Origin of the sequence: Nocardiopsis salina YIM 90010 (genome assembly GCF_000341025.1) — a bacterium.
Classification (GTDB): Bacteria; Actinomycetota; Actinomycetes; order Streptosporangiales; family Streptosporangiaceae; genus Nocardiopsis; species Nocardiopsis salina.
In genome coordinates, this window is record NZ_ANBF01000035.1 from 1 (window position 1) to 23,356 (window position 23,356).

Here is a 23,356-nt window from a genome sequence, read left to right on the forward strand (position 1 = left end):
CAGCCCCTGGCTGAAGGCAACCCGCGCGATCGAGGTCAGCGAGCGCAGCGCTGCCCAGCGCTGGCCCGTGCCCAGGCCCAGCACCAGCCCCTCGGAGAGGTAGTCGTAGGCCTGGCCGGTGTGGCCCTGCGCCTGCGCGACCCGGCCGATCCCCGCCAGGCAGCGGGCCTCCTCACCGGTCGCGCCGATCAGCCGCTGGGTGTCCAGGGCCTCGCGGTAACAGCGGTCCGCGGTCATGAGGTCGGCCGCGGCCTCGGCCGCACTGGCCTGGCCGATGAGCGTGACTCCCACGCCCCACCGGTGGTCCATGCCGCGCAGCAGGGTCAGGGCCGCGTTGTAGTGCTGTTCGGCTGTGGGGAAGTCGCCCTGCTGCGCCACCAGCGCCGCACGGGTCCCCAGTGAGATCGCTTCGCCCCAGTGGTCGCCGGTCTCCCGGCACAGGCGCAGAGCCTCCTCCACGTGCACGGACGCACGCTCGGGCAGATGCTCACGCACTTCCACCAGGGCCAGGAGGTTCAGGGCCGTGCGTACGAAGACGTCGTCGCCGGACTCCCGCGAGAGGCGCAGGCCCTCCTCACCCAGCGCCACAGCCTGCTCGTGGTCGCGCTGCACGCGCGCCAACTGCGCCCGTGCCACGAGTGCCCGCGCCAGGGACGGGGCCTTGGCCGCCTCGTCCAGTGCCAGGAGCCCGTCCATCCAGTGCGCACCCTCGGCATAGCTGTTGTGGCTGACCCAGTGCGCGACCAGGTTCACGCACAGGCGCATGCCGTCCTCGGCCGCTCCGGTGTCCAGCGCACGGCTGATCAGGGCGCGGACGGTGTCGTACTCGGTCAGCACCCGCTGCCGGCCCTCGTCGCGCTCGGACCACGGCATCGTGCGGCTGGACTCCAGCTGCCGCGCCAGGTGCTCGACCAGGTCCAGCATCCGGTCCATGAGGCGGCGCTGCAACAGGTCGCTCTCCCCGGCCTCCGCCAGACGTCCAGAGGCGAACGCGCGCACCGCGTCCGGCAGCCGGTACCGCACCCGGCCCTCGTACTCGCCGGTGACCGTGATCAGGGCCCGGTTCAGCAGCGATGTGAGCAGGTCCAGGACCGCACCCTCCGACAAGAGGTCGTCGGCGCACACCCGCTCGGCCAGTTCCAGGTCCCACCCCCGGAAGACCGACAGTCGGCGCAACAGCACCTGCTCGGGCTCGGAGAGGCCCAGATAGGCGTGTTCCAGGACCAGCGGCAGCACCTGGCTGCGCGAGACCGCCTGTCCGGGGCCGGGGCGGGCCGAGGGCGAGGACAGGTGGGCCCGCAGGTTCTCGGCCAGGCGCTGGGGACCGGTCTCCGGGGCGCTCGCCCCCAGGACCTCCACGCCCAGTGGCACCCCGCCGGCCATGTCGCACAGCAACGCGATCTCCTCCAGATCCTCCGGGGAGGCGGAAAAACGCGGGTCGCGGGTGCGGGCGCGGTCCAGGAACAGGCGCACGGCCTCGGCCCGGGCCGGGTCCGGCGGGGGAGCGTTGCGCGCCGCGACCGGCAGCGCCATCGGCGNNCTGGTCAGCAGCAACGAAACCTGAGGGCAGGACGCCAACAACGCCCGGCCGACCTCGTCCACGGCATCCTCGATGTGCCCGCACCCGTCCAGCACGAGCAGCAGGCGGCGGTGGCGCAGGGCCTCGGTGACGGTCGTGGCCAGCGCCTGTCCAGGTTCCTCAACCACACCCACGGCGGCGGCGATCCGGGCGAACACGTCCAACGCGGTACGGGTGTCACCGAGGTCGGCGAACCACACCCCGTCGGGGAAGGACACCGTGGACTGCTCGGCCACACGCAGGGCGAGACGGGTCTTGCCCATCCCGTCCGGGCCGCACAGGGTCACGGAGCGGCTGGAGTCGAGGAGGCGGAGCAGGTCGCTCAGGTCCCGCTCGCGACCGACGAAACCCGTATTGGGTCTCGGGAGGTTGTGTCGCGCCGGGGCGGTCAGAGGTGCCATGGCCTTCACATGTCTTCAGGGGCAGGTGGGGGTCCACACCCGCACGGGGGTGTGCGGGCGGCCGGTCACGTCGGGGATGGGTGGAGGGGCTGGGATTCCTGTCTTAGCGGGTGCACGCGCACTGTGCAAGTGCTACAGCGGGTTGCGGTCACGGTGGTCCCGCCTCTCCGCGGGACACCCAGCCGGTCAGCTGCCTCCTCGAGGAGATCGAGAGCTTGCGGAAGATGTTCGCGATGTGGCGCGCCGCCGTGGACTGACTGATGCTCAGGCGGGAACCGATCTCACGGTTGGACAACCCCTGGCCGGCCAGCTCGGCGATCTCGCTCTCGCGCCGGGTCAGCTCCTCGACCCGGGGCTCGTCCTCGCCGGCGACGGGGAAGGCCAGCGCCCGGTCGCGCACCTGTTCCAGGGGCAGGGAACGCCAGGCCTCCCACCCCTCGGCCGCGCGCGTGTGCCCGACCGCGCGCTCGACCGCCGACCGCAGGCGCACGGTCTCGGCGGACGGGCGCTGCAGGGACGCCCGCAGCTCGGCGGCGGACCCCACCAGGGCGGCGGCGCGCTCGGCCTCCTCCTCGGCCAGGGCCAGCTCCGCGAGAGCCTCCAGCGCGCGGGCCACTGCGATGCGCTGACCCGAGGCGAAGCTCACCCGAAGCGACGTCGCCAAGGGCTCGCGTGCATCCACCGGCCGGCCCTCCGACAGGTGCAGGCGTCCCAGGGCCCGCGAGCACCGCGCCGCTGCAGGGTTGGCCTCCAGGTGCGTGAATATCTCCAGGCCCTCCTCCATGAGAGTGCGGGCGGGACCGAATTCGCGCCGCTCGGCCGCGAGCACGCCGAGCAGATGCAGGCCCCGGGCCCGGCTCCACTGGTCGTCGAGCTCCTCGGCGCGGGCGGTGCGGCGTTTGAGGTGGAGCAGGGCGGTGTCGCCGTCGCCGCGCCTCCGGGCCAGGAGCGCGGAGACCTCGAGGGCCGCCCCCTCGGTGACCGGGTCGCGGGAACGCTCCGCCCACGCCCAGGCCGCTGTGGCGTGTCGCTCGCTCTCGTCGAGCTCGCCGCTGCGCAGGGCCAGCTGCGCAAGGATCGTCAGCGCCGTGGCGGCGGCCTCCGGTGCCCGGCAGGCGCGTGCGGACTCCAGCGCGCAGCGGGCCAGAGCGGTGACCTGCGTCGGCGGGTCCAGGTCGAGGCGCAGCTCGGCGTGCAGGGCAAGGGCCAGGGCACGCAGGTGCGGGTCCTGGTCGTCCGCACCGGTGTCCAGACAGCGTTCGATGAGCCAGCTGCCCTCGGCGGCCAGGCCGCGCACGTTCCAATGGGTGCGCAGACCGGTGACCAGGCGCAGGGCGTCGTCGGGGCGGCCGTGGGACAGCGCCCATCCGACCAGGCGGCCGATGTTGTCGCGGTGGTGGTCGTACAGGCGCAGGCGCCCGACCCGTTCGGGCCAGGGCTGGGGATCGCGCACGCGTCGCACGTCCCGTTGGACCTGTCCGACGGCGTAGTCGAGGTAGCGCCCCCAGTAGAGCTCGGCGTCGCCCTCGGCGGCCAGCTGTTCGGCCGCGTAGGCGCGCACGGTCTCCGGCAGACGGTAGTGGGTGCGCCCGTCCAGCTCCACGTCCATGACGATGAGCGACTTGTCGAGGAGCGAGAAGTGCAGGGGAAGCACCTCGGTGGGGTCCACGCCCTCACCCGAGCACACCTCCTCGGCCGCCTCGAGGTACCAGGTCGTGAAGGCCGACAACCGGTGCAGCAGCAGGCGTTCGGGTTCGCTCAGCAGCTCGTGGCTCCACGACAGAACGGCGCGCAGGGTGCGCTGGCGGGGCGGGAGCGCGTCGGATCCGTCACTGGTCAGGAGCTGGAACCGGTCGTCGAGGCGGCGCAGGATCTGCTGCACCGAAAGCACGCGCACCCGGGCAGCGGCCAGTTCGATCGCCAGCGGCATACCGTCGAGCATCCGACAGATCTCAGCGACGTACCCGGAGTTCTCGCGTGTCATCTCGAAGCCCGACCGTGCCGCGTGCGCGCGTGTGACGAACAGGCGCACCGACTCGTAGCGCTGGATGTCGCGGCGTGGGAGCGGGGCGGGTGAGGACGCGTACGGGTCGGTGGGGGTGGGGCGGGTGGGCAGCGACAGCGGCGGCACCCGCCAGATGTTCTCCTCGGGCACGTGCAGGGGCTGGCGGCTCGTGACCAGGATGCGCACCCTGGGGCAGTCGCGCAGGATCGCCTGGCACAGCTGGGCCATCGGACCGATCGCGTATTCGCAGGTGTCCAGTAGCAGGAGTGTGTTCTGTGTGCGCAGGGCGGTGATGATCGACTCGGTGACCGTACGGGCGTCGTCCTCCACGGCCTGGAGACCGTTGGCGACCGTGCGCAGGGCCTGTTCGTGACAGGTGGACTCGCTGAGGTCGATGAAGCGGGTTCCGTCGGGGAACCGGCGCAGCAGGCGTTCGGCCACGTGCAGGGCCAGGCGGGTCTTGCCGATGCCGCCGGTACCGGTGAGCGTGACCAGCCGTGCGGTGCCGAGGAGTCGGCACAGGTCGACGATGTCGCGTTCACGGCCGACGAAGCGGAGGAACTCGCCGGTGGACAGCGGCAGGGTGTGGCGGGGGTGGGACATGGCCTCGTTCGCTTGGACGCCGGGACGGGGCGCCCCGTCGTCCGTGGTCGGGGACGGGGTGAATCCTTGGGGAAGTGTCCCACCCGAAGGGCGCGTTGTCTCGGGAATGGCCGGTTCCGGCAGCGGGGTACCTGGTTCCACTGTGTCCTCGGGCCCGGGTCGGGGGATGCGGGGGAGCGGGAAGAGAACGCGGGGCCCCGGGCGCCGGGACCCCGCGCAGGGCGTCGTGTCAGGCCTGCGGGCTCCAGGAAGCCGGGTCGGCCGGACCCTGCTCCCCGGCGGCCATGTCCTTGACCTCGTGGGTGCCCTCGTCGTCGAAGGGCGGGAACCACACGAACGGAATCCCCTTCTTCGACGCGTACTGGATCTGCTTTCCCACCTTCGAGGTGGAGTGGAAGACCTCGGTGTTGAACCCGCGCGCACGCAGCTCCTCACCGGTGCGCAGGGCCGCCGCACGCCGCTCGGCGCTGGGCACGACGACCATCACGTCGGTGGGGCACTTGGGGCCCTCCTCGATGCGGCCCTCGGCTGCCAGCTTGGCGAAGATGCGTGTCAGGCCGATGGAGATACCGACACCGGGCAGCTTGCGGCGGATGAACTGGCCGGCCAGGTTCTCGTACCGGCCGCCCGCGCAGATGCTGCCGTACCCGGGGTCGTCGTCGAAGGAGGCTTCGTAGACGGTGCCGGTGTAGTAGTCCAGACCGCGCGCGATGGACAGGTCCGCGACCACGTTCGGCACGTCGGCGAGGTCCTCCAGGACGAAGGTCAGCTCGTCGAGCCCCTCCTCGAGCAGTTCCGAGGTGACCCCGAGCTCGCGCACCTGATCGGCCACGCCGGTACCGGTGCTCTTGATGCGGGCCAGGCGCAGGCACGCGTCGGCTTGCTCGCTGTCCAGGCCCTCGGAGAGGAGGATCTCGCGCACCCCGTCGTCACCGATCTTGTGCAGCTTGTCGACGGCACGGATGACCGCGATCGGCTCCTTGATGCCCAGGCCCTCGTAGAAGCCCTGCAAGACCTTGCGGTTGTTGAGGTTGAGTGTCCAGGCGGGGATGTCCAGCGGCGCGAGCACCCGGTGCACGATGCGCGGGAGCTCGGCGTCGAAGTGCAGGGGCACCGAGTCCACGTTGATGACGTCGATGTCGCACTGCGTGAACTCCCGGAAACGGCCCTCCTGCGGCCGCTCGCCCCGCCACACGCGCTGCATCTGGTAGCGCTTGAACGGGAACGTGAGCTCGTTGAAGTGCTGCGCGACGTAACGCGCGAACGGCACCGTGAGGTCGAAGTGCAGACCCAGCTTCGCGTCGGAGTCGTCATCGGCGTCGTCCTGGAGACGGTGAAGGGTGTAGACCTCCTGCGAGGTCTCGCCCTTTGCCATGAGCACGTCCAGGTTCTCCACCGACGGCGTCTCCACCGAGGCGAAACCGAAGGACTCGAAACCCGCGCGGATATGGTCCAGCCAGCGCTGCTCCACGGCCCGGACCTGAGGGGTCCACTCGGGGAAACCGCTGATCGGAGTGGGGCGGACGACGCGCTGATCGGACATGGGTGGTTCTCGGCTCCCTCGGGAGAGGTACGGCGTTCGGTCGCTCCCCGCCGTGCGCCGCAGCAGCACGCGCCGCGGCCGGTCGGACTCGGGGAGAACCACCATCCTAGGCCCTCCGCAACGGGGGCAGAGGGTGCCATGACGAACTCCACCGGCCCACGTGGACGGGAGTGGGCCGGTGGGGTCCGGTCGACGGCCCCGCGCTCGCGGTGCCGACGCCGAAGAGCGAGACGTCGGCGCTCCGGGGCGCGCGGGTGGGCCGTCAGGGCCCCGCGGCGCTCGCGTCCTCGTGCCAGGAGTCCGTTGTGCGGTCGAAGCGGTGCCCTGTCTCCACCGTAGGCTTCCGTGTCCTCGGCGGACAGAGATCGGCGCGGCCGAAAGCGGCCGAAAACGGTCACTCACAATGTCGTAAAATCGCCCTCCGAGGGTAGTGCTCTGTGCTTACCTGGTCACGGTGCGTCCCGCAGTGGGGCAAATCCCACCATTCGGTGGCCGCAGGCGCCCCCTCCGTTCCATGCCTGGTCGCCGCAGCGCACCGATGCGTCCGCGCCCCGTGCCGACCACCGGCCCGGGGGCTAGTCTCCGGCAACCGCTCTCCCGAACCGCCTTCCGGTGTTAGGTTCCAGAAGCGGCCGCTCCCGGGGTGGTTCGGCACCGGGGCCGCCGCGCCCCTCCCGTCCGGGCCGAGCGACCACGCCAGTGAGGCCCGGCACTCCCGCTAGGACTAACTGTGATCGATCCAGCCAACAGCACGCCCAATCTTCAGGCGCCCTCCGAACTGTCCACCAAGATCATCGTCGCCGGCGGGTTCGGGGTCGGGAAGACCACGTTCGTCGGTGCCGTCTCGGAGATCCCCCCGGTCCGTACCGAGGCGGCAGTGACCTCGGCCAGTGCCGGGGTCGACGACCTCAGCCACACCCCGGACAAGACGAGCACGACCGTGGCGATGGACTTCGGCCGCATCTCGCTGGAGACCGACCTGACCCTGTTCCTGTTCGGCACCCCGGGACAGCAGCGCTTCTGGTTCATGTGGGACGACCTCGTGCGCGGCGCTCTCGGGGCGGTCGTCCTCGCCGACGTGCGCCGTCTGGAGGACACCTTCCAGGCCCTGGACTACTTCGAGCGCCAGTACCGCATGCCGTTCGTCGTGGCGGTCAACGAGTTCGACCCGGATCCGCCCTACGGCACAGAGGAACTGCGCGACGCCCTCGACCTGCCCGGCGAGGTACCCATCGTGCACTGCGACGCCCGAGACAAGTCGTCGGTGGTCCGCGTCCTGGTCACGCTGGTCAAGCACGCCATGGCCATGGAGGCCCGCCAGCGCGGGGGGAATCGCGTCGCCCAGTGACCCGCACCGGGGTCCGGAGCTCCGGACCCCGAAAGACCCCCTGCGCTCGTGCAGAGGGAACGCTGTGCCCCTGCACGGGGAACGAACGGGTTGTGTCCGGCGTTACTCTGGCGTGGTGTTCGGACGAATGGCGGAAAGCGTCCGCCGCCTCCTGGGCAAGCCCGGTGCGGTGGACCTGCGGCCCTATACCAAGCTCCTGTCGGCGATCGAGGCCGAGGAGGATGGTCTTCGCGAGCTCAGCGACGCCGAGCTGAACGAGAAGGCCATCGAACTCGGCAACGCGGAACTCCCCTACGAGCGTGGCGACCTCGTCATGCTGTGCGCGGTCGGCCGCGAGGCCGCACGGCGCACCCTGGACGAGCGTCCCTACGACGTCCAGCTGCTCGGCGTCATGGCCCTGCTCGACAGCCACGTGGCCGAGATGGCCACCGGTGAGGGCAAGACGCTCTCCGGCGCACTGGCCGCGGCCGGGTTCGCGCTGCGCGGCCAACGCGTGCACCTGCTGAGCGTCAACGACTACCTGGCCAAACGTGACGCCGAGTGGATGCGCCCCCTGTACGACCTGCTCGGCGTGACCGTCGGGTGGATCAACGAGGACTCCACCCCCGATGAGCGCCGCGAGGCCTACTCCCAGGACATCACCTACGCGGCCGTGAGCGAGCTCGGGTTCGACGTGCTGCGCGACCGTATGGTCACCGATGCCGCGGACCGCGTGGTGCCCCCGCCCGCGGTCGCGATCATCGACGAGGCGGACTCCGTGCTGGTCGACGAGGCGCGTGTGCCGCTGGTGCTGGCCGGCGCCGCCGAGAGCGCCGCGGCCGACATGGAGATGGCCGACATCGTGCGCACCCTCAAACCGCGCCTCGACTACGAGGTCGACGGGGAGGGGCGCAACGTCCAGCTGACCGACGCCGGCATCGACCGGGTCGAGAAGGCCCTGGGAGGGGTCGACCTGTACGCGGAGGACGAGGAGTCCCGTCTGCCCGAGGTCAACCTCGCCCTGCACGCGCACGTGCTGCTCCAGCGCGACATCCATTACGTGGTCCGCGACGGCGAGGTGCGCATCATCAACGAGTCGCGGGGCCGCATCGCCCTCCTCCAGCGCTGGCCCGACGGCCTCCAGGCCGCCGTGGAGGCCAAGGAGAAGCTCGACGTCAGCGAGACCGGCGAGGTCCTCGACTCGATCACCGTGCAGTCGCTGGTACTGCGCTACCCGACCCTGGCCGGCATGACCGGTACGGCGATGGCGGTGGCAGAGCAGCTGCGCGAGTTCTACGAGCTCGAGGTCGCGGTCGTGCCCTCCAACAAGCCGGACATCCGCGAGGACCACGGCACCCGCCTGTACGCCACGCGGGAGGAGAAGGAGGACGCGCTCGTCGCCGAGGTCGAGGAGGTGCACGAGACCGGCCGCCCGGTACTGATCGGCACGCAGGACGTCGCCGAGTCCGAGCTCCTGGCCGAGCGTCTGCGCAAGGCCGGCCTGGAGTGCGTGGTCCTCAACGCCAAGAACGACGCCGACGAGGCCGCGATCATCGCCGAGGCGGGGACGCACGGCGCCATCACCGTCTCCACGCAGATGGCCGGCCGCGGAACCGACATCCGGCTGGGCGGCAGCGACATGTCCGACCGCGAGCGCGTGGTCGACAGCGGTGGCCTGTTCGTCATGGGCTTCGGCCGTTACCCCAGCAGCCGCCTGGACGGCCAGCTGCGCGGCCGGGCCGGGCGCCAGGGCGACCCGGGCGACTCCCTGTTCTTCGTGAGCATGGACGACGACCTGCTCGTCAACAATGCCCCCGAGACCACCGGTTACCAGGCGGGCGACGACGGCGAGATCACCGAGGAGAGCTGGCTGGCGATGGTCGGCCACGCCCAGCGTGTGGCCGAGGGCCAGCTGCTGGAGGTGCACCGCAACACCTGGCGCTACAACCAGCTCATCGACGTGCAGCGCGAAGTGGTCCTGGAACACCGGGAGCTCGTGCTGACCGGTGACGAGGGCGACCGCCACATCCGCAAGGACCGCCCGAGCCGGCACGGCGAACTCGTCGAGCAGGTCGCCCGCGATTTGGCCGCGATCGAGGCCGGGGTCGAACCGCCCTCCGCCGCCCGCGCGGCCGCGGAGGCCGCCGAGCGGGACGCAGAGGAGAAGGCCCTTGCGGCGAGCTCCGAGGGCGAGGACACCGGGTCCGAGGACGAGGGTGGCGCCGCCGAGGAGAAGCCGGAGGAGGACGCCGACGCGAAGGACGCGAGGCCGGCGGACGGGGCGGGCGAGGAGACGGACACGGACTCCGGCTCCGACGACGAGGCCGACGAGGTGCCCGAGTACGAGGGCCCCGAGCCCACCGAGGAACACGAGGAACAGGCGCGTGAGCAGGTGCGCAAGGCCGCCCGGCTCATCACCCTGTACCACCTCGACCGCGGCTGGACCGACCACAATGCGTTCCTGTCGGAGCTGCGCGAGGGCATCCACCTGCGATTCCTGGGTCGGCGCGACCCGCTGGACGAGTTCAACCGCGAGGCGGTCCCGGTCTTCAAGGGCTTCCTCGACGAGGCGCGCTCGCGCGCGGCCGAGACCTTCGAGGAGGTCCGGGTGCACGACGGGCAGATCGACGTCGGCGAGGTCGGGGTCAAGCGCCCGTCCATGACGTGGACGTACATGGTGCACGACCACCCGTTCAGTTCTCCGATCGAGACACTCGCCGGGAAACTCAAGGGCAGCAAGAACGACTGACCGGTAAATCCTCTGGTGAGATCCTTGCGCGGGTCGGGACTTTGGTCCCGGCTCGCGCATTACTTTTGTCCGGACGTCAGAAATGGCATTGATCGGGCGGCCGAGTCCCCGGTGTAATGGTCGCGGCGGCGTTACGATGGCTGCGTTTTCCGTTGTCGGCGACATACATGGGGATGAAAAAACGGTGGTTCACGAAGTGGGCGCTGAGGAGAAGATCACGTACGGGCGCAACGACCGGTTCCACGGCGGGCCGGTGGGTGGAGGGCACTTCTGGATCGACGACGGCGGGGCGCCCGTCGCGAAGATCGGAGGTCCCAAGGAGTGGCGTCCCCGCCCCATGATCGACGTCCGTCAGGGTGACACCTTCAGTGTCGGCGGACAGGTCTGGAGGGTTACCGAGATCATCGGGGCCGACACCCCGGACGCATATCTGCTCGCCACGCGGGTGAGCTGACTCCCTTTTCGAATGGTCAGGGGGCTTTCCGGGTGCATCGGTGATTGCAACCCACGGCAACCTTTTGCGTCGAAGTGCCGGTGTTTCTTTTCGGGGTGGGACTTCCGTCTGCCGCTCATGTTCGGCAGCGGGGTCCCGCCGTTGTTGTGTCGGGGCTCACTGCAGGAATGGGAACTGTGTTGATCGAGATCCTCCGGTTACCCGTTCGGGGGTACCGGCGTTACCGCCGCTTCGTTAGCGTCGTACTCGGCGGTACGCGCCCCGGGCTGTGGGGGAGGGGCTCACTCTCGTTTCGAGAGCCACGGGACGCTGCGTACCGAGCCCCGAGGTCGGACCCAGGGGCTGTCCCCCGCCCCTGGGCCCGGTCGCCGTGTGTGCCGGCGGCCGTGGTGACCATCCTCGGAGGCCAGTAGCGTCGTGCCATGACACTTCGACACATTGCACTCTTCCGCTGGCAGGACGGCGTGGACGACGCCCGGATCGCAGAGGTCGAGCGGCTGCTCGGCGCTCTCCCCGGCGTCGTCCCCGAACTGCGTTCCTACAGCTTCGGCCGGGACGCCGGCGTGAGTGAGGGCGCCTTCGACTTCGCCGTGGTCGCCGACGTCGACGACGAGGCCGGGTTCGCCGCCTATCGTGACCACCCCGACCACCAGGCCGCGCTCGCGGTGATCCGTCCGCTGCTGGCCGACCGTGCCGCGCTCCAGTACCGGCTTCCCGGCTAGGGCCTGTTCGGCGAACACCGATTACCTGCTGCGCGGTGCCCCAGCGGCACTCTCGCTGCGTTCTCATCGGTCGACGGCACATCCGGGCCGACTCCTTCTTCGGCCTTGCGACAGCACCACTGGCTGCGCCGCTCGCAACGGAAGGCGTCCACCGATAGGCCTGGATAGATCGTGTTTCAGGGGGCGTGCGCGCGTGTTGGCTCCCGTTCAGAAAGGGAGAACTGGGTCACACCGACCCTTGCGGTAGAACGCGTTCCACAACTACAGTCCCTGTATGCCTGAACGGGCCGGGGCACCCGACAGTTCGGCCGTGGGGTGCTTTCGGGCCGCAGGTGAGAGATGAACGCCGCCCGTTGGAGCCGGATCGCGCCCCGGCTCCGGCGGGCGGCGTGCCTTCTGGTTCAGGAGAGCAGTCGGGCGATCTCGGTGAAGGTCGCGCACGGCCAAGGTCCGGAGCAACTCGCGCAGTGCTCCTCGCGGTCGGGGTGGTGCAGGCGCACCAGGTGCGCGCACACGGCGGCCAGGGCCGAGACCTCGTCGCGGGCGTGCGCGTAGAAGGCCACGTCGTTGATACGGGAGAGCGCGCTGGGGGAAGTGGGGTCGGGCAGCCCGACGGTGTCGGGTTCCCAGGGGGCCGCCCGGCTGCAGCGTTCCTGGATGCCCTGGACACACCGCAGCAACCTCGTGTGTTCGGACAATTGTGCGGTGGAACGGGCGCTCGAGGGCATCGCTGATCCCCCAATGGGTCGATACGCAGCACGTGATCACATAGCGTATACCCATCGTCGCAGAATGTCGCGACACACGAGCCTCGTGGTGGGAAGCGGGCTGCCCCCAAGGGGAGGGGCAGCCCGCGCGGAAGGGGAAGGGCTCGGGTTCCCGGGGTCGGCGGGCCCGGGACGCGGCCCTGCGCCGGTCAGCTGCAGTTGCCCCCGCAGCTGCAGGAGCCGCCGCTCTGGCANTGGTCAGGTGGGTCACGGTCCCTCCTCAGGGCTCGGTGCGACGCCCGCCTGCGATCGGCGCCGAGGAGCCTCCCGGGGGAGCGGCGCGGCGGGCGAGTTTCCCGAACCATGACCTGCCCGGCCCCCGGCTTTCCGAACCCGGGGAACGCAGCTTACCCTACAGTTACTCACCGTGAGGGGTGGTCAGGGCCCGGACTCCCCCTTGGTGACCTGGGGTTCTTCCGGTCGGCGCCACGCGAAGAAAGTCACCGGACCCGCCGGGCGCCGGGTCATTCGGTAGAGCCGAACCTGTCCCGGGAGCATGACCGGAACGCACGGGAAGAGGCTCGTCCATACGAAGACGCTGGTCGTCGCAGGGGCCGGGCCACCGGAAGTTCCGCCACCAGCGCCACGGGGCTCACCCACCAGGTGCTCGGCGATCTCCTCGTTCGGCATGCCCGCCTGTGCAGCCCGCTCGTGCTGGTCGCCGGCCAGGTACAGCGCGGTCCCGGGCTGCACTTCGACGAGGGAGGTGCTGGGCGCCACGGTCTCCGCCCGGGATCCAGCTGAATGGGGACTCGGGCATGCACCTACTCCGGCCGGAGCAGGGAAGTGCCCGACGGGATGAGGTCCGGGGCGCCCGGCTGGGGGTCCGGGCGCCCGGTACCAATGGGGGTGGCGCGCACGAGCACCACGGTAGAGGTTCCGGGGCCCGCTCGGGGGAGAATGTCCACTTCCGGCCACGCCCTTGTCTCCGGCGTACGTCACACCCGGACGCGGGCGGACTGTCGCGGGGCGCTCAGAACACACCCACCGGCGGTTCGGGGGAGTCCTCGGCGTCGGCGTCATGCACCGGGGCGGCACCGTCGGCGAACCGGTCGAGTTCCTCGCCGGAGAGCATACGCGCCATCTCCAGGTCCCGGTGGGCCAGCCGCCCGAGTTCGTCCTCCGGGAGCGTGTGGTGGCCGGCCACCAGCACCAGGTTCCCGAACCGGCGTCCGCGCATGATCCCCGGCTCCGCGGTGAGTACCACGTGCGGCAACACCGACCGCAACGTCGCCACCTGCCTGCGTGTGTGCCGCAGCGCGTACCCGTCCCCGATGTTGACGACCAGGAACCCGCCCGGTCGCAGCACCCGGGCCGCCTCGGCATAGAACTCCACCGACGTGAGCGAGGCCGGGGTGCGCGCACCCGCGAACACGTCGCTCACCACCAGATCGGAGCTGTCGGTGTGCCGGTCGCCGATCCATTCGCGCGCGTGCCCGATGCCCACCCGCAGCTGTGCCCTGCGATCCCACGGAAGGTGGCGCCGGACCAGCTCCACCAGCGCCGCATCCGAGTCCACCGCCCGCTGGCGCGAACCCGGACGCGTGTGCGCCACGTACCGCGCCAGCGACAGCGCGCCGGCGCCCAGGTGCAGGGCCTCGATCGGCCGGCGCTCGGGCGCCACCAGGTCGGCGGCGTGCGCGATCCGGCGCATGTACGAGAAGTCCAGGTAGGAGGGGTCGGCCAGGTCCACGTGCGACTGCGGGGTGCCCTCCACGACCAGGAACCAGGAATCGGCCCGGTCGGCGTCGGCCAACAGTTCCACACCCGGGACCCGTGCCTCGTCGAGCACGTCCTCGCCCCGTTCGCGCGCCCCGCGCCGTCGTCCCATGGCTCTGCCCCCGTCCGTCGATCGTCCCAAGGGTAAGCTGCGTTTTCGGGCCTCGCTCCGCTCGGCCGCCACCAACCCTCGACGGACGCCTCCGGCGCAGCACTTCCGGATGCGCCCCGAGGAGGCAGGAACCTTCGGCCCACTCCGGCGCCGCCTCGTTCCTCGGCTGGTGCCCACGGGGCCTCCAGAACCCTGCCCGTGGCCCTGCGCCCGAACCCCCTCGAGCACGGGCAGAGCTTATGAACAGGGCGGGACCCCTGCCGACACGAACCCTGGGCGAAGGCCCTCCCACAGCCGTTAGCCTGGGGTTCCCCGAATATGACGACCGCGCCCCCACGGGCGCATGCACCGAGGAGTGGCCGTGCTACTGCGGATGTCGACCCTGTTCCTGCGCACCCTGCGTGAGGACCCGGCGGACGCCGAGGTGCCGAGCCACAAGCTCATGGTGCGCGGCGGATACGTGCGCCGTGCCGCGCCCGGCATCTACTCCTGGCTCCCCCTGGGCAAGATCGTGCTGGAGAACGTCTCCGGCATCGTGCGCGAGGAGATGAACGCGATCGGCGGTCAGGAGCTCCTCCTCCCGGCTCTGCTGCCCCGCGAGTACTACGAGGCGACAGGCCGCTGGGAGGACTACGGCGACACCCTCTTCCGCCTCCAGGACCGCAAGGGCGCCGACTACCTGCTCGGCCCCACGCACGAGGAGGTCTTCGCCGGCCTCGTCAAGGGCGAGTACACCTCCTACAAGGACTTCCCGGTCTGGCTGTACCAGATCCAGGAGAAGTTCCGCGACGAGGCCCGACCCCGCGCGGGCGTGCTGCGCGGGCGCGAGTTCCACATGAAGGACGCCTACTCCTTCGACATCGACGACGAGGGCCTGGCCGCCTCCTACGAGCGATTCCGCGCCGCCTACGTACGCATCTTCGAGCGCCTGGGCCTGGATTACGTCGTCGTCTCGGCGACCGCCGGCGCGATGGGCGGGTCCAAGTCCGAGGAGTTCCTGGCCGTGGCCCCCTCGGGCGAGGACACCTTCGTGCGCAGCACCGGGTCGGACTACGCCGCCAACGTCGAGGCCGTGGAGGTGCCCGCCCCCGAGGCGCTGCCGATCGAGGGGCTGCCCGAGGCCGTGGACCACCACACCCCGGACACGGCCACGATCCGCACCCTCGTGGACTTCCTGAACGCCGCCGGCCTGGGGCGCGACTTCAGTGAGGCCGACACCCTCAAGAACGTGATGGTCAAGACCCGTGAACCCGGCGCGAAGGACTGGGAGCTCCTCGCGGTCGGCGTGCCCGGCGACCGCGAGGTCGACATGAAGCGCCTGGAGGCCGCGCTGGAGCCGGCCGAGGTCGCCGTCGTCGACGAGAAGGACTTCGAGGCCAACCCGTTCCTGGTCAAGGGCTACATCGGCCCGCGCGCCCTGCTCGACAACAAGGTGCGCTACCTCGTCGACCCGCGTGTGGTCACCGGGACCCGTTGGGTGACCGGGGCCGACCGACCCGATCACCACGTCGTCGACCTCGTCGCCGGGCGCGACTTCACACCGGACGGCACCATCGACGTGGCCGACGTGCGCGACGGCGACCCCTCGCCCGATGGTCAGGGCACGCTCTACACCGCGCGCGGTATCGAGATCGGCCACGTCTTCCAGCTCGGCCGCAAGTACACCGACGCGATCGAGCTCGACGCCCTGGGGCCCGACGGCAAGCCCAAGCGCGTGACCATGGGCTCCTACGGCATCGGCGTCTCGCGTGTGGTGGCCTCGATCGTGGAGCAGTCGCACGACGACAAGGGCATCGTGTGGCCGCGCGCCGTCGCGCCCGCCGACGTGCACGTGGTCGGCACCGGCAAGGGCGACCAGATCGAGGAGGCCCTGCGCATCGCCGACGAGCTCGAGGAACGCGGCCTGCGGGTGCTGGTCGACGACCGCAAGGGTGTGTCCCCGGGTGTGAAGTTCACCGACGCCGAGCTGTTGGGTATCCCCACGACCGTCATCGTGGGCCGTGGCCTCAAGGACGGCGTCGTGGAGCTGCGCGACCGGGCTGACGGCGCGCGCGACGAGGTCGCGCTGGCCGACGTCGTCGAGCGCACCGTACAGGCCTGCACCGCCTGACGCCGCGGGGTCCGGGCCGAGCCCCGGGCCCCGCCCACGGCCCGGGCGGGTCAGCGGGTCTCGTGGCCCGGGAGGGCGTCCAGCTCTCCGCCCCACTCCAGAGCGCGGACGGTGGCCTGCTGCAGCAGGCGCGCGCCGGTCAGGCGCAGGTCCGTGTCATCGGCGGCCGTCAACCACAGGGCCGCGTGCGCGCACGTGTTCTCCACACCGACCGCGAAGTCGTCGAGTGTCTCCCCGTCCCGCCCGGACGGCAGGGGATAGGTGGGCTCCACCGCCGGGGGACTGCCCTCCCGGTCGAGGATCGCCTGCCGCAGCTCCGCCCGCGTCACCTTGTGTTCGCTCGCCAGCGCCAGGCCGTGCTCGCTCCGATCGTCGTCAACGGCCGCCCCGGCCACGAACTCGTACGCGTACACCGCCGCGTTCTCGGCCCGCAGCGCCTCCGCCAGCGCCGACATCCCGTCACCGGCGGCCTCCGGCTNCCTCGCTCCCGCTCGGTGCCTCGCTCACCCGTCACAGCTCCTCGCCATTCGTGGTCCGTCGGTGTTCACGCGTCGTCGAGCTGGTGCGCGTGCCCCGCCTCGCAAGCCCCGATCGACCCGATCAGCTGGGCCAGTCCCCGGTCGGTGACGGCCGCCGCCTGCTCCGGGCGCATCCCCGCGGCGGAGGCCTCCAGTGCCCGCAGCGCCGACGGCGACGGCATCTCGGCGAGATCGGGGTCCTCGTCCGCCGCGACAGGCGAAGACCCGTCCTCTTCCGGCGGGGTGGGCTCGGCGTCCTCGGGGAGGGCGTCCAACAGCGCATCCAGGTGGGTGCGGTGGTTCTCCAACACCCGCTCCAACAGGTCCGAGGGGCCCGACCCGTCCGCGAGCGCGTTCTCGTACCGAACGACGGTTCGCTCCTTCTCCTGCAGGAGCGAACGCAGCACGTGCTCGTCCGGTGTGGTGTCCGAGGGATACCAGTCGACGGTTCCGCACCCCGCCAGGGCGGTGACCGAAGCACCGGCCACCGTCGCCCCCAGGAGCGCACGCCTGCTGACACCATCCGCTGCCTGGCCCACGCGGTCTCCTCCCCGTCGTCCCCGTCCCATCTTTCCACGCCCGCACTCCGGGACGATCCACCGCTGGCCCCGCCACGCGGGCGATCGAGGCCCTCCCGGAGCACGCGCCGACGCGCCCCGGCCACGGACGGCGACCTGGGCAGCTCTCAGAAGTGGATACCCTTGCTGCACAGCCGCCGTCGTACGCGACGCGCGGCGGGTTCGCGTCCCCCCTGGGAAGCGGGCCGATTCGTCGAATTACGTACAGAGCTGGACCGCCCCGATCACAGGCCACAAGGCCTTCGCGGGCGGAATTTCGCCGTTGTGAGGGGCAAACACGACATGGGAGCGCAGGAGCGTGACGAGCGCATCGTCGAGCTGCTGGAGCCGGTCCTGGCACAGTCCGGGCTGGACCTCGAAGGCATCGAACTCACCCCGGCCGGCAAACGCCGGGTCCTGCGCGTGACCGTCGACTCCGACAACGGGGTCGACCTGGACACCATCGGTGACGTCACCCAGGAGATCTCCAACGTCCTGGACTCCTCCGACGTCATGGGACAGACGCCCTACGTCCTCGAGGTCACCTCGCCGGGAGCCGAGCGCTTGCTGACCCTGCCCAGGCACTGGCGTCGTTCCCAGGGCCGTCTGGTCAAGGTCGACCTCGCCGAGGGCGGGAAGGTCAACGGCCGTGTCGTCGACTCCGACGAACAGGGCGCCACCCTGGACGTCAAGGGTCGGTCCCGGACCATCGCCTACGCAGACATCGCCAAGGCCAAGGTCCAGGTGGAATTCCGCCGCGACAACGACGCGGCGGACTAGAGGGGGAGCCCCGTGGACATTGACATGAGCGTCCTGCGCAGCCTGGAGCGCGAGAAGGACATCGCGGTCGAGCTCGTGGCCAAGGCCATCGAGGACGCACTGCTGATCGCCTACCACCGCGAGGCGGGCACCGACAAGCGTGCCCGAGTGGAGCTGAACCGGCAGAGCGGCCACGTGACCGTGTGGGTCTCCGAGACCGACGACGAGGGCCGGTCGGTCGGTGAGTACGACGGCACCCCCACCGGGTTCGGACGCATCGCGACCTCCACCGCCAAGCAGGTGATCCTCCAGCGCCTTCGGGACGCCGAGGACGAACTGACCCTGGGGGAGTTCGCCGGCCGCGAGCACGACATCGTCTCCGGCATCATCCAGCAGGGCAAGGACCCGCGGAACGTCCTGGTCGACCTGGGCAAGGTCGAGGCGGTCCTGCCGCCGCAGGAGCAGGTTCCCACCGAGGAGTACGTGCACGGTGAGCGGTTGCGCGCCTACGTGGTCCAGGTCCGCAAGGGCCACCGCGGCCCGTCGGTGACTCTGTCGCGTACCCACCCCAACCTGGTGCGCAAGCTCTTCGAGCTGGAGGTCCCCGAGATCGCCGACGGCACCGTCGAGATCTCCTCGATCGCCCGTGAGGCCGGGCACCGCACCAAGATGGCGGTGCACTCCCACCGTGGCGGCGTCAACGCCAAGGGTGCCTGCATCGGCCCGCTCGGCAGCCGGGTCCGCAACGTGATGGCCGAACTGCACGGCGAGAAGATCGACATCGTCGACCACTCCGACGACCCCGCGGACTTCGTCGCCAACTCGCTCTCGCCGGCGCGGGTGAACTCGGTGGAGATCCTCGACCTGGCTGCGCGCGTGGCCCGCGTCGTCGTCCCCGACTACCAGCAGTCTCTCGCCATCGGCAAGGAGGGGCAGAACGCCCGCCTGGCCGCGCGGCTCACCGGATGGCGCATCGACATCCGTTCGGACGCCGAGCCCGAGGGCGAGGGCGTGGGCGAGATCGCCGATCCCTCCGATCTGCCCCCGTCGGCGGGCTGATCGGATCGCACCCATGCGTGGACACGATATGGTGGGGCCGGACGGCTCCGGCCGCCCAGTGCGTACCTGCGTCGGGTGCCGCACCCGTGCCGCGAAGGCAGATCTGGTGCGGCTCGTCGACGACCATGGGCGCGTCACGCCCGACACCCGGGGAGGGATGCCCGGGCGGGGCGCACACCTACATCCGGACCGGCGCTGTCTGGAGTTGGCGCAACGCCGTCGAGCCTGGTCGCGGGCGTTCCGTACCGCGGCTCCGAGGGGCGCTGACGGGTGGGACGACTCACTCGTGGCCGCTCTGGTGGGCTCGACCCCGCGTGACTCAGCGGCCCAACGATCCGGATAGGGTTGGAATGTCTGGGCCGGCTTCAGGGTTGACATCACCGAGGCCGGCGAAACGGTGCTGCGTGGGCATGCAGAACCGGCCCATTGTTGTGTAGCGATGAGGAAGCAGGTCGAGATTGCGATGAGCGCCTGATGAGTACGCAGCGATGAGTAGTAACTCAAGCTAACGACGGTCCGGTACGTGCCCAGTCCCGGACCGAAGCTGAAGGAGAGTAGTGGCGAAGGTCCGGGTGTACGAACTCGCCAAGGAGTTCGGAGTAGAGAGCAAGGCCGTCCTGGCCAAGCTCAATGACATGGGCGAATTCGTCCGATCGGCGTCCTCGACGATAGAGGCCCCGGTCGTGCGACGCCTGAAGGAAGCGTTCAACGAGTCCGGCGACGGTGGTAACGGCGGCGAAAGCGCCGAGGCCGGTGCCGAGACCAAGAAGAAGCCCGCCCCGAAGCCGGGCCCCAAGCCGGGTCCTCAGGGCGAGGCTCCCAAGCCGGGTCCGAAGCCGGGTCCCAAGCCCGGCCCGCAGGGTGACGCGCCCAAGCCCGGTCCGGTGGAGGAAGAGGCTGCCAAGCCCGCCCCGAAGCCGGGTCCTCAGGGCGAGGCTCCCAAGCCGGGTCCGAAGCCGGGTCCCAAGCCCGGCCCGCAGGGTGACGCGCCCAAGCCCGGTCCGAAGCCGGGTCCTCAGGGCGGCCGTCCCCCGCGTGGCGAGCAGCGCGGTGACCAGCGCGGCCGAGGCCCGAAGCCGGGTCCGCGTCCGAGCGGCCCGCGTCCGGGCAACAACCCGTTCGCGTCCAACGCCTCCGGCATGGGCACACCGAAGCCCGCGCCGAAGCCGGGTCCGAAGCCGGGTCCGAAGCCCGGCCCGAAGCCGGGTCCGCAGCAGCAGGGCGGCGGTGAGCAGCGTGCCCCGCGCCCCGGCGGCAACGCCCCGAAGCCCGGTCCGCGTCCGGGCCCGCCCGGTGGCGCTTCCGGTGGTGCCCCGCGTCCCGGTGGCGGCAGCGGCAGTGGCAGCGGCAGCGGTGCCCCGAAGCCGGGCCCGCGCCCCGGTGGTCCCCGTCCCAGCCCGATGAACATGCCGGCCTCGCGCCCGACCCCGCCTCCCGGCGGTGGCCGCGGCGGCGGTGGCGGTCGTCCCGGTGGCGGCGGTGGCCGCGGTCGTGGCGGCGGTGCTCCCGCAGGCCCGCGTCCGGGCGGCGGCGGTCGTCCCGGAGGGTTCGGCGGCCGTCCCGGCGGCCGTGGCCGCGGTGGCGGTACCGCCGGTGCGTTCGGACGCCCCGGTGGCCGTCCGGGCCGCGCCCGCAAGTCCAAGAAGCAGCGGCGCCAAGAGTTCCACGACTTCCAGGCACCGTCCTTCGGCGGCGTGAAGATCCCGAGCGGCAACAACCAGACGATCCGTCTGTCGCGCGGCGCCTCGCTATCGGACTTCGGCGACAAGATCGACGTCAACCCGGCGTCGCTGGTCCAGGTCATGATGCACCTGGGCGAGATGGTCACCGCGACCCAGTCCCTGCCGGACGAGACGCTCGTCCTGCTCGGTGACGAGCTCAAGTACCGCGTCGAGGTCGTCAGTCCCGAGGACGAGGACCGCGAGCTGCTGGAGTCCTTCTCCATCGACTTCGGTGAGGACAAGGGCAGTGACGAGGACCTGCGTCCGCGTCCGCCGGTGGTCACCGTCATGGGTCACGTCGACCACGGCAAGACCCGACTGCTGGACACCATCCGCAGGTCCAACGTCGTCAGCGGCGAGGCCGGCGGGATCACCCAGCACATCGGTGCCTACCAGGTCGCGACCGAGGTCGACGATGCCGAGCGCAAGCTCACCTTCATCGACACCCCTGGTCACGAGGCGTTCACTGCCATGCGTGCCCGTGGTGCGAAGGCCACCGACATCGCGGTGCTGGTCGTGGCCGCCGACGACGGCGTCAAGCCGCAGACGGCGGAGGCCATCGACCACGCCAAGGCCGCCGAGGTCCCGATCGTGGTCGCGGTCAACAAGATCGACGTCGAAGGTGCGGACCCGCAGAAGGTCCGTGCCCAGATGACCGAGTACGGTCTCGTCGCCGAGGAGTTCGGTGGCGACGTGCAGTTCGTCGACATCTCCGCCCTGAAGGGCCAGAACATCGACGACCTGCTCGAGTCGGTCGTGCTGACCTCCGACGCCGCGCTCGACCTCAAGGCGAACCCGCGTATGGAGGCCCAGGGCATCGCGATCGAGGCCTACCTCGACCGCGGCCGTGGTTCGATGGCCACCGTCCTGGTCCAGCGCGGAACGCTCAACGTCGGTGACTCGATCGTCTGCGGCGACGCGCACGGCCGCGTGCGGGCCATGCTCGACGAGCACGGCAAGAACGTGCAGAGCGCCGAACCGTCCCGCCCGGTGCAGGTGCTGGGTCTGACGAACGTGCCCAGCGCCGGCGACAACTTCCTGGTGGTCAAGGACGACCGTGTTGCGCGGCAGATCGCCCAGCAGCGCGAGGCGCGCGAGCGTTTCGCCCAGCAGGCGCGTTCGGCCCGCCGTGTCACCCTCGACACCTGGCAGGACCACCTCAAGGAGGGCGAGCGCTCCGAGCTGCTCCTCCTCATCAAGGGTGACACCTCCGGCTCGGTCGAGGCCCTGGAAGAGTCGTTGCTCAAGATCGACGCCGGCGGTGACGAGGTCAGCATCCGCGTCATCGGCCGCGGTGTCGGTGCGATCACGCAGAACGACATCAACCTGGCGACGTCCGCGGACGCGATCATCGTCGGCTTCAACGTTCGGCCCGAGGGCAAGAACAGCCAGCTGGCGGACCGCATGGGCGTGGACATCCGGTACTACTCGGTCATCTACCAGGCCATCGACGAGGTCGAAGCCGCCGTCAAGGGTCTCCTCAAGCCCATCTACGAGGAGGTCCAGCTCGGCAGCGCCGAGATCCGCGAGGTCTTCAAGGTGCCGAAGATCGGAAACGTCGCCGGCTCGATCGTCCGCAGCGGCCTCATCCGCCGCAACGCGAAGGCGCGCCTCATCCGCGAGGGTGTGGTCATCTCCGAGAACCTCAACGTGGAATCCCTGCGCAGGTTCAAGGACGACGCCACCGAGGTCCGCGAGGGCTTCGAGTGCGGTATCGGCCTGACCTACAACGACCTCAAGGTCGAGGACGTCATCGAGACCTACGAGATGCGGGAGAAGCCCCGCGACTAGCGGCGCACTCCGGGCTCACGGAGCCCGAATCCGTGAGGGGCCCCGGCCGGCACACGGCCGGGGCCCCGCCTTTGACGGTTCACACACACGACGGGTGATCGACTTGTACGTTGGGGCGCTGACCCTGGACGTCCTTCTCGGTGACGTCCATTCGCTCAAGCAGAAGCGTTCGCTGGTCCGTCCCGTCCTGTCGGAACTGCGCCGGAAATTCTCGGTGTCGGTCTCGGAAGTAGGCGATCAGGACCTCTACCGGCGGACCAAGATCGGTGTCGCGGTGGTGGCACCGTCGGCCGCGCACGCCACGGACCAGATGGACAGCTGCGAACGCTTCGTCGCGGCCCGTCCCGAACTGGAGCTGCTGTCCGCCAGGCAGCGGCTCTTCAACGAAGAGGAAGACTGACGATGGTTGACGCCGCACGCGCGCGCAGGATCGCCGACCGCATCCAGCGCATCGTCGCCGAGATGCTGGACCGGCGCATCAAGGACCCGCGCCTGGGTTTTGTCACCGTGACCGACGCGCGTATCACCGCTGACCTGCGGGACGCGAAGGTCTACTACACGGTGTTCGGCAGCGAGGAGGAGCGGGCCGCCTCGGCCGCCGCGCTGGAGAGCGCCAAGGGCGTGATCCGCACGGAGGTCGGCCGCCAGACCGGGATCCGGCACACCCCGACCCTGACCTTCGTCGTCGACGAGGTGCACGAGAACGCCCAGCACATCGAGCAGCTGCTGGCCCAGGCGCGCCGCGAGGACGAGGAGAAGGCCGAGCGGGCCTCCGGGGCCACCCCGGTGGGCGAGGCCGACCCCTACAAGACACCGCGAGAGCGCGAAGACGAAGAAGAGTAGTAGCGGCGGTGGCCCCG

General features: G+C 70.6%; 19 protein-coding genes. 11 read left to right on the forward strand and 8 right to left on the reverse strand.

Going from position 1 to position 23,356, the window contains the following annotated elements; translation table 11 throughout:
* From D474_RS0103930 to hisS, 3 genes are all read right to left on the reverse strand, one after another.
* The coding region (locus D474_RS0103930) for an ATP-binding protein (protein ID WP_193373965.1) at window positions 1-1,980 on the reverse strand (1,980 nt) is incomplete at its 3' end.
* Between the two features lie 148 nt (window positions 1,981-2,128).
* The gene (locus tag D474_RS0103935; RefSeq protein ID WP_017612298.1) at window positions 2,129-4,588 is read right to left on the reverse strand and encodes a LuxR C-terminal-related transcriptional regulator; all 2,460 of its coding nucleotides are present in this window, start codon (window positions 4,586-4,588) and stop codon (window positions 2,129-2,131) included.
* 229 nt (window positions 4,589-4,817) lie between these two features.
* A complete protein-coding gene (hisS, locus tag D474_RS0103940; protein WP_017612299.1) occupies window positions 4,818-6,131 on the reverse strand; it encodes a histidine--tRNA ligase in 1,314 nt (437 codons plus the stop codon).
* A gap of 730 nt (window positions 6,132-6,861) precedes the next feature.
* Here hisS and D474_RS0103945 point away from each other — a divergent pair.
* The 4 genes from D474_RS0103945 (at window position 6,862) to D474_RS0103960 (ending at window position 11,383) form a co-directional block, all read left to right on the forward strand.
* On the forward strand, window positions 6,862-7,479 hold the full coding sequence (locus tag D474_RS0103945) for a GTP-binding protein (RefSeq protein ID WP_017612300.1): 618 nt from the start codon (window positions 6,862-6,864) through the stop codon (window positions 7,477-7,479).
* 127 nt (window positions 7,480-7,606) lie between these two features.
* Window positions 7,607-10,207 carry an accessory Sec system translocase SecA2 gene (secA2, locus tag D474_RS27570; protein WP_026118141.1) on the forward strand — a complete coding sequence of 867 codons (2,601 nt, stop codon included), beginning with the start codon at window positions 7,607-7,609 and terminating at the stop codon, window positions 10,205-10,207.
* A gap of 184 nt (window positions 10,208-10,391) precedes the next feature.
* A complete protein-coding gene (locus D474_RS0103955) occupies window positions 10,392-10,661 on the forward strand; it encodes a DUF6406 domain-containing protein (RefSeq protein WP_026118142.1) in 270 nt (89 codons plus the stop codon).
* Window positions 10,662-11,083: 422 nt separating this feature from the next.
* Complete coding sequence (locus tag D474_RS0103960; RefSeq protein ID WP_026118143.1) at window positions 11,084-11,383, forward strand: Dabb family protein; 300 nt, start codon at window positions 11,084-11,086, stop codon at window positions 11,381-11,383.
* Window positions 11,384-11,784: 401 nt separating this feature from the next.
* Here D474_RS0103960 and D474_RS0103965 read toward each other — a convergent pair whose 3' ends face one another.
* From D474_RS0103965 to D474_RS0103975, 3 genes are all read right to left on the reverse strand, one after another.
* Window positions 11,785-12,111, reverse strand: coding sequence for a hypothetical protein (locus D474_RS0103965; RefSeq protein WP_026118144.1), 327 nt, complete (start codon window positions 12,109-12,111; stop codon window positions 11,785-11,787).
* Window positions 12,112-12,528: 417 nt separating this feature from the next.
* Window positions 12,529-12,870 (reverse strand): hypothetical protein, encoded by a 342-nt coding sequence (locus D474_RS33155; RefSeq protein WP_017612305.1) that lies wholly within the window; start codon window positions 12,868-12,870, stop codon window positions 12,529-12,531.
* Window positions 12,871-13,123: 253 nt separating this feature from the next.
* The gene (locus D474_RS0103975; RefSeq protein ID WP_017612306.1) at window positions 13,124-13,981 is read right to left on the reverse strand and encodes a spermidine synthase; all 858 of its coding nucleotides are present in this window, start codon (window positions 13,979-13,981) and stop codon (window positions 13,124-13,126) included.
* Between the two features lie 373 nt (window positions 13,982-14,354).
* Here D474_RS0103975 and D474_RS0103980 point away from each other — a divergent pair, with 373 nt between their 5' ends.
* Window positions 14,355-16,091 carry a proline--tRNA ligase gene (locus D474_RS0103980; protein WP_017612307.1) on the forward strand — a complete coding sequence of 579 codons (1,737 nt, stop codon included), beginning with the start codon at window positions 14,355-14,357 and terminating at the stop codon, window positions 16,089-16,091.
* Between the two features lie 50 nt (window positions 16,092-16,141).
* Here D474_RS0103980 and D474_RS0103985 read toward each other — a convergent pair whose 3' ends face one another.
* Both D474_RS0103985 and D474_RS0103990 read right to left on the reverse strand, forming a co-directional pair.
* Window positions 16,142-16,546, reverse strand: a complete 405-nt coding sequence (locus D474_RS0103985) for a ferritin-like domain-containing protein (protein ID WP_017612308.1) — start codon at window positions 16,544-16,546, stop codon at window positions 16,142-16,144.
* A gap of 89 nt (window positions 16,547-16,635) precedes the next feature.
* Window positions 16,636-17,148 (reverse strand): hypothetical protein, encoded by a 513-nt coding sequence (locus D474_RS0103990; protein WP_017612309.1) that lies wholly within the window; start codon window positions 17,146-17,148, stop codon window positions 16,636-16,638.
* A 321-nt stretch (window positions 17,149-17,469) separates the two neighbouring features.
* Between D474_RS0103990 and rimP the strand changes: the two genes are divergently transcribed.
* The 6 genes from rimP (at window position 17,470) to rbfA (ending at window position 23,339) form a co-directional block, all read left to right on the forward strand.
* Entirely contained in the window at window positions 17,470-17,946 is a 477-nt protein-coding gene (rimP, locus tag D474_RS0103995) for a ribosome maturation factor RimP (RefSeq protein WP_017612310.1), read from the forward strand.
* Window positions 17,947-17,970: 24 nt separating this feature from the next.
* Window positions 17,971-18,984 (forward strand): transcription termination factor NusA, encoded by a 1,014-nt coding sequence (nusA, locus tag D474_RS0104000; protein ID WP_017612311.1) that lies wholly within the window; start codon window positions 17,971-17,973, stop codon window positions 18,982-18,984.
* 28 nt (window positions 18,985-19,012) lie between these two features.
* Window positions 19,013-19,327: a YlxR family protein gene (locus D474_RS30840; protein ID WP_193373966.1), complete on the forward strand. Its 315-nt coding sequence runs from the start codon at window positions 19,013-19,015 to the stop codon at window positions 19,325-19,327.
* Window positions 19,328-19,541: 214 nt separating this feature from the next.
* Entirely contained in the window at window positions 19,542-22,496 is a 2,955-nt protein-coding gene (infB, locus tag D474_RS30845; RefSeq protein ID WP_026118145.1) for a translation initiation factor IF-2, read from the forward strand.
* A 103-nt stretch (window positions 22,497-22,599) separates the two neighbouring features.
* Window positions 22,600-22,896 (forward strand): DUF503 domain-containing protein, encoded by a 297-nt coding sequence (locus tag D474_RS0104010; protein ID WP_026118146.1) that lies wholly within the window; start codon window positions 22,600-22,602, stop codon window positions 22,894-22,896.
* Between the two features lie 2 nt (window positions 22,897-22,898).
* Window positions 22,899-23,339 carry a 30S ribosome-binding factor RbfA gene (gene rbfA, locus D474_RS0104015; protein ID WP_017612314.1) on the forward strand — a complete coding sequence of 147 codons (441 nt, stop codon included), beginning with the start codon at window positions 22,899-22,901 and terminating at the stop codon, window positions 23,337-23,339.
* Window positions 23,340-23,356: the final 17 nt, after the last annotated feature.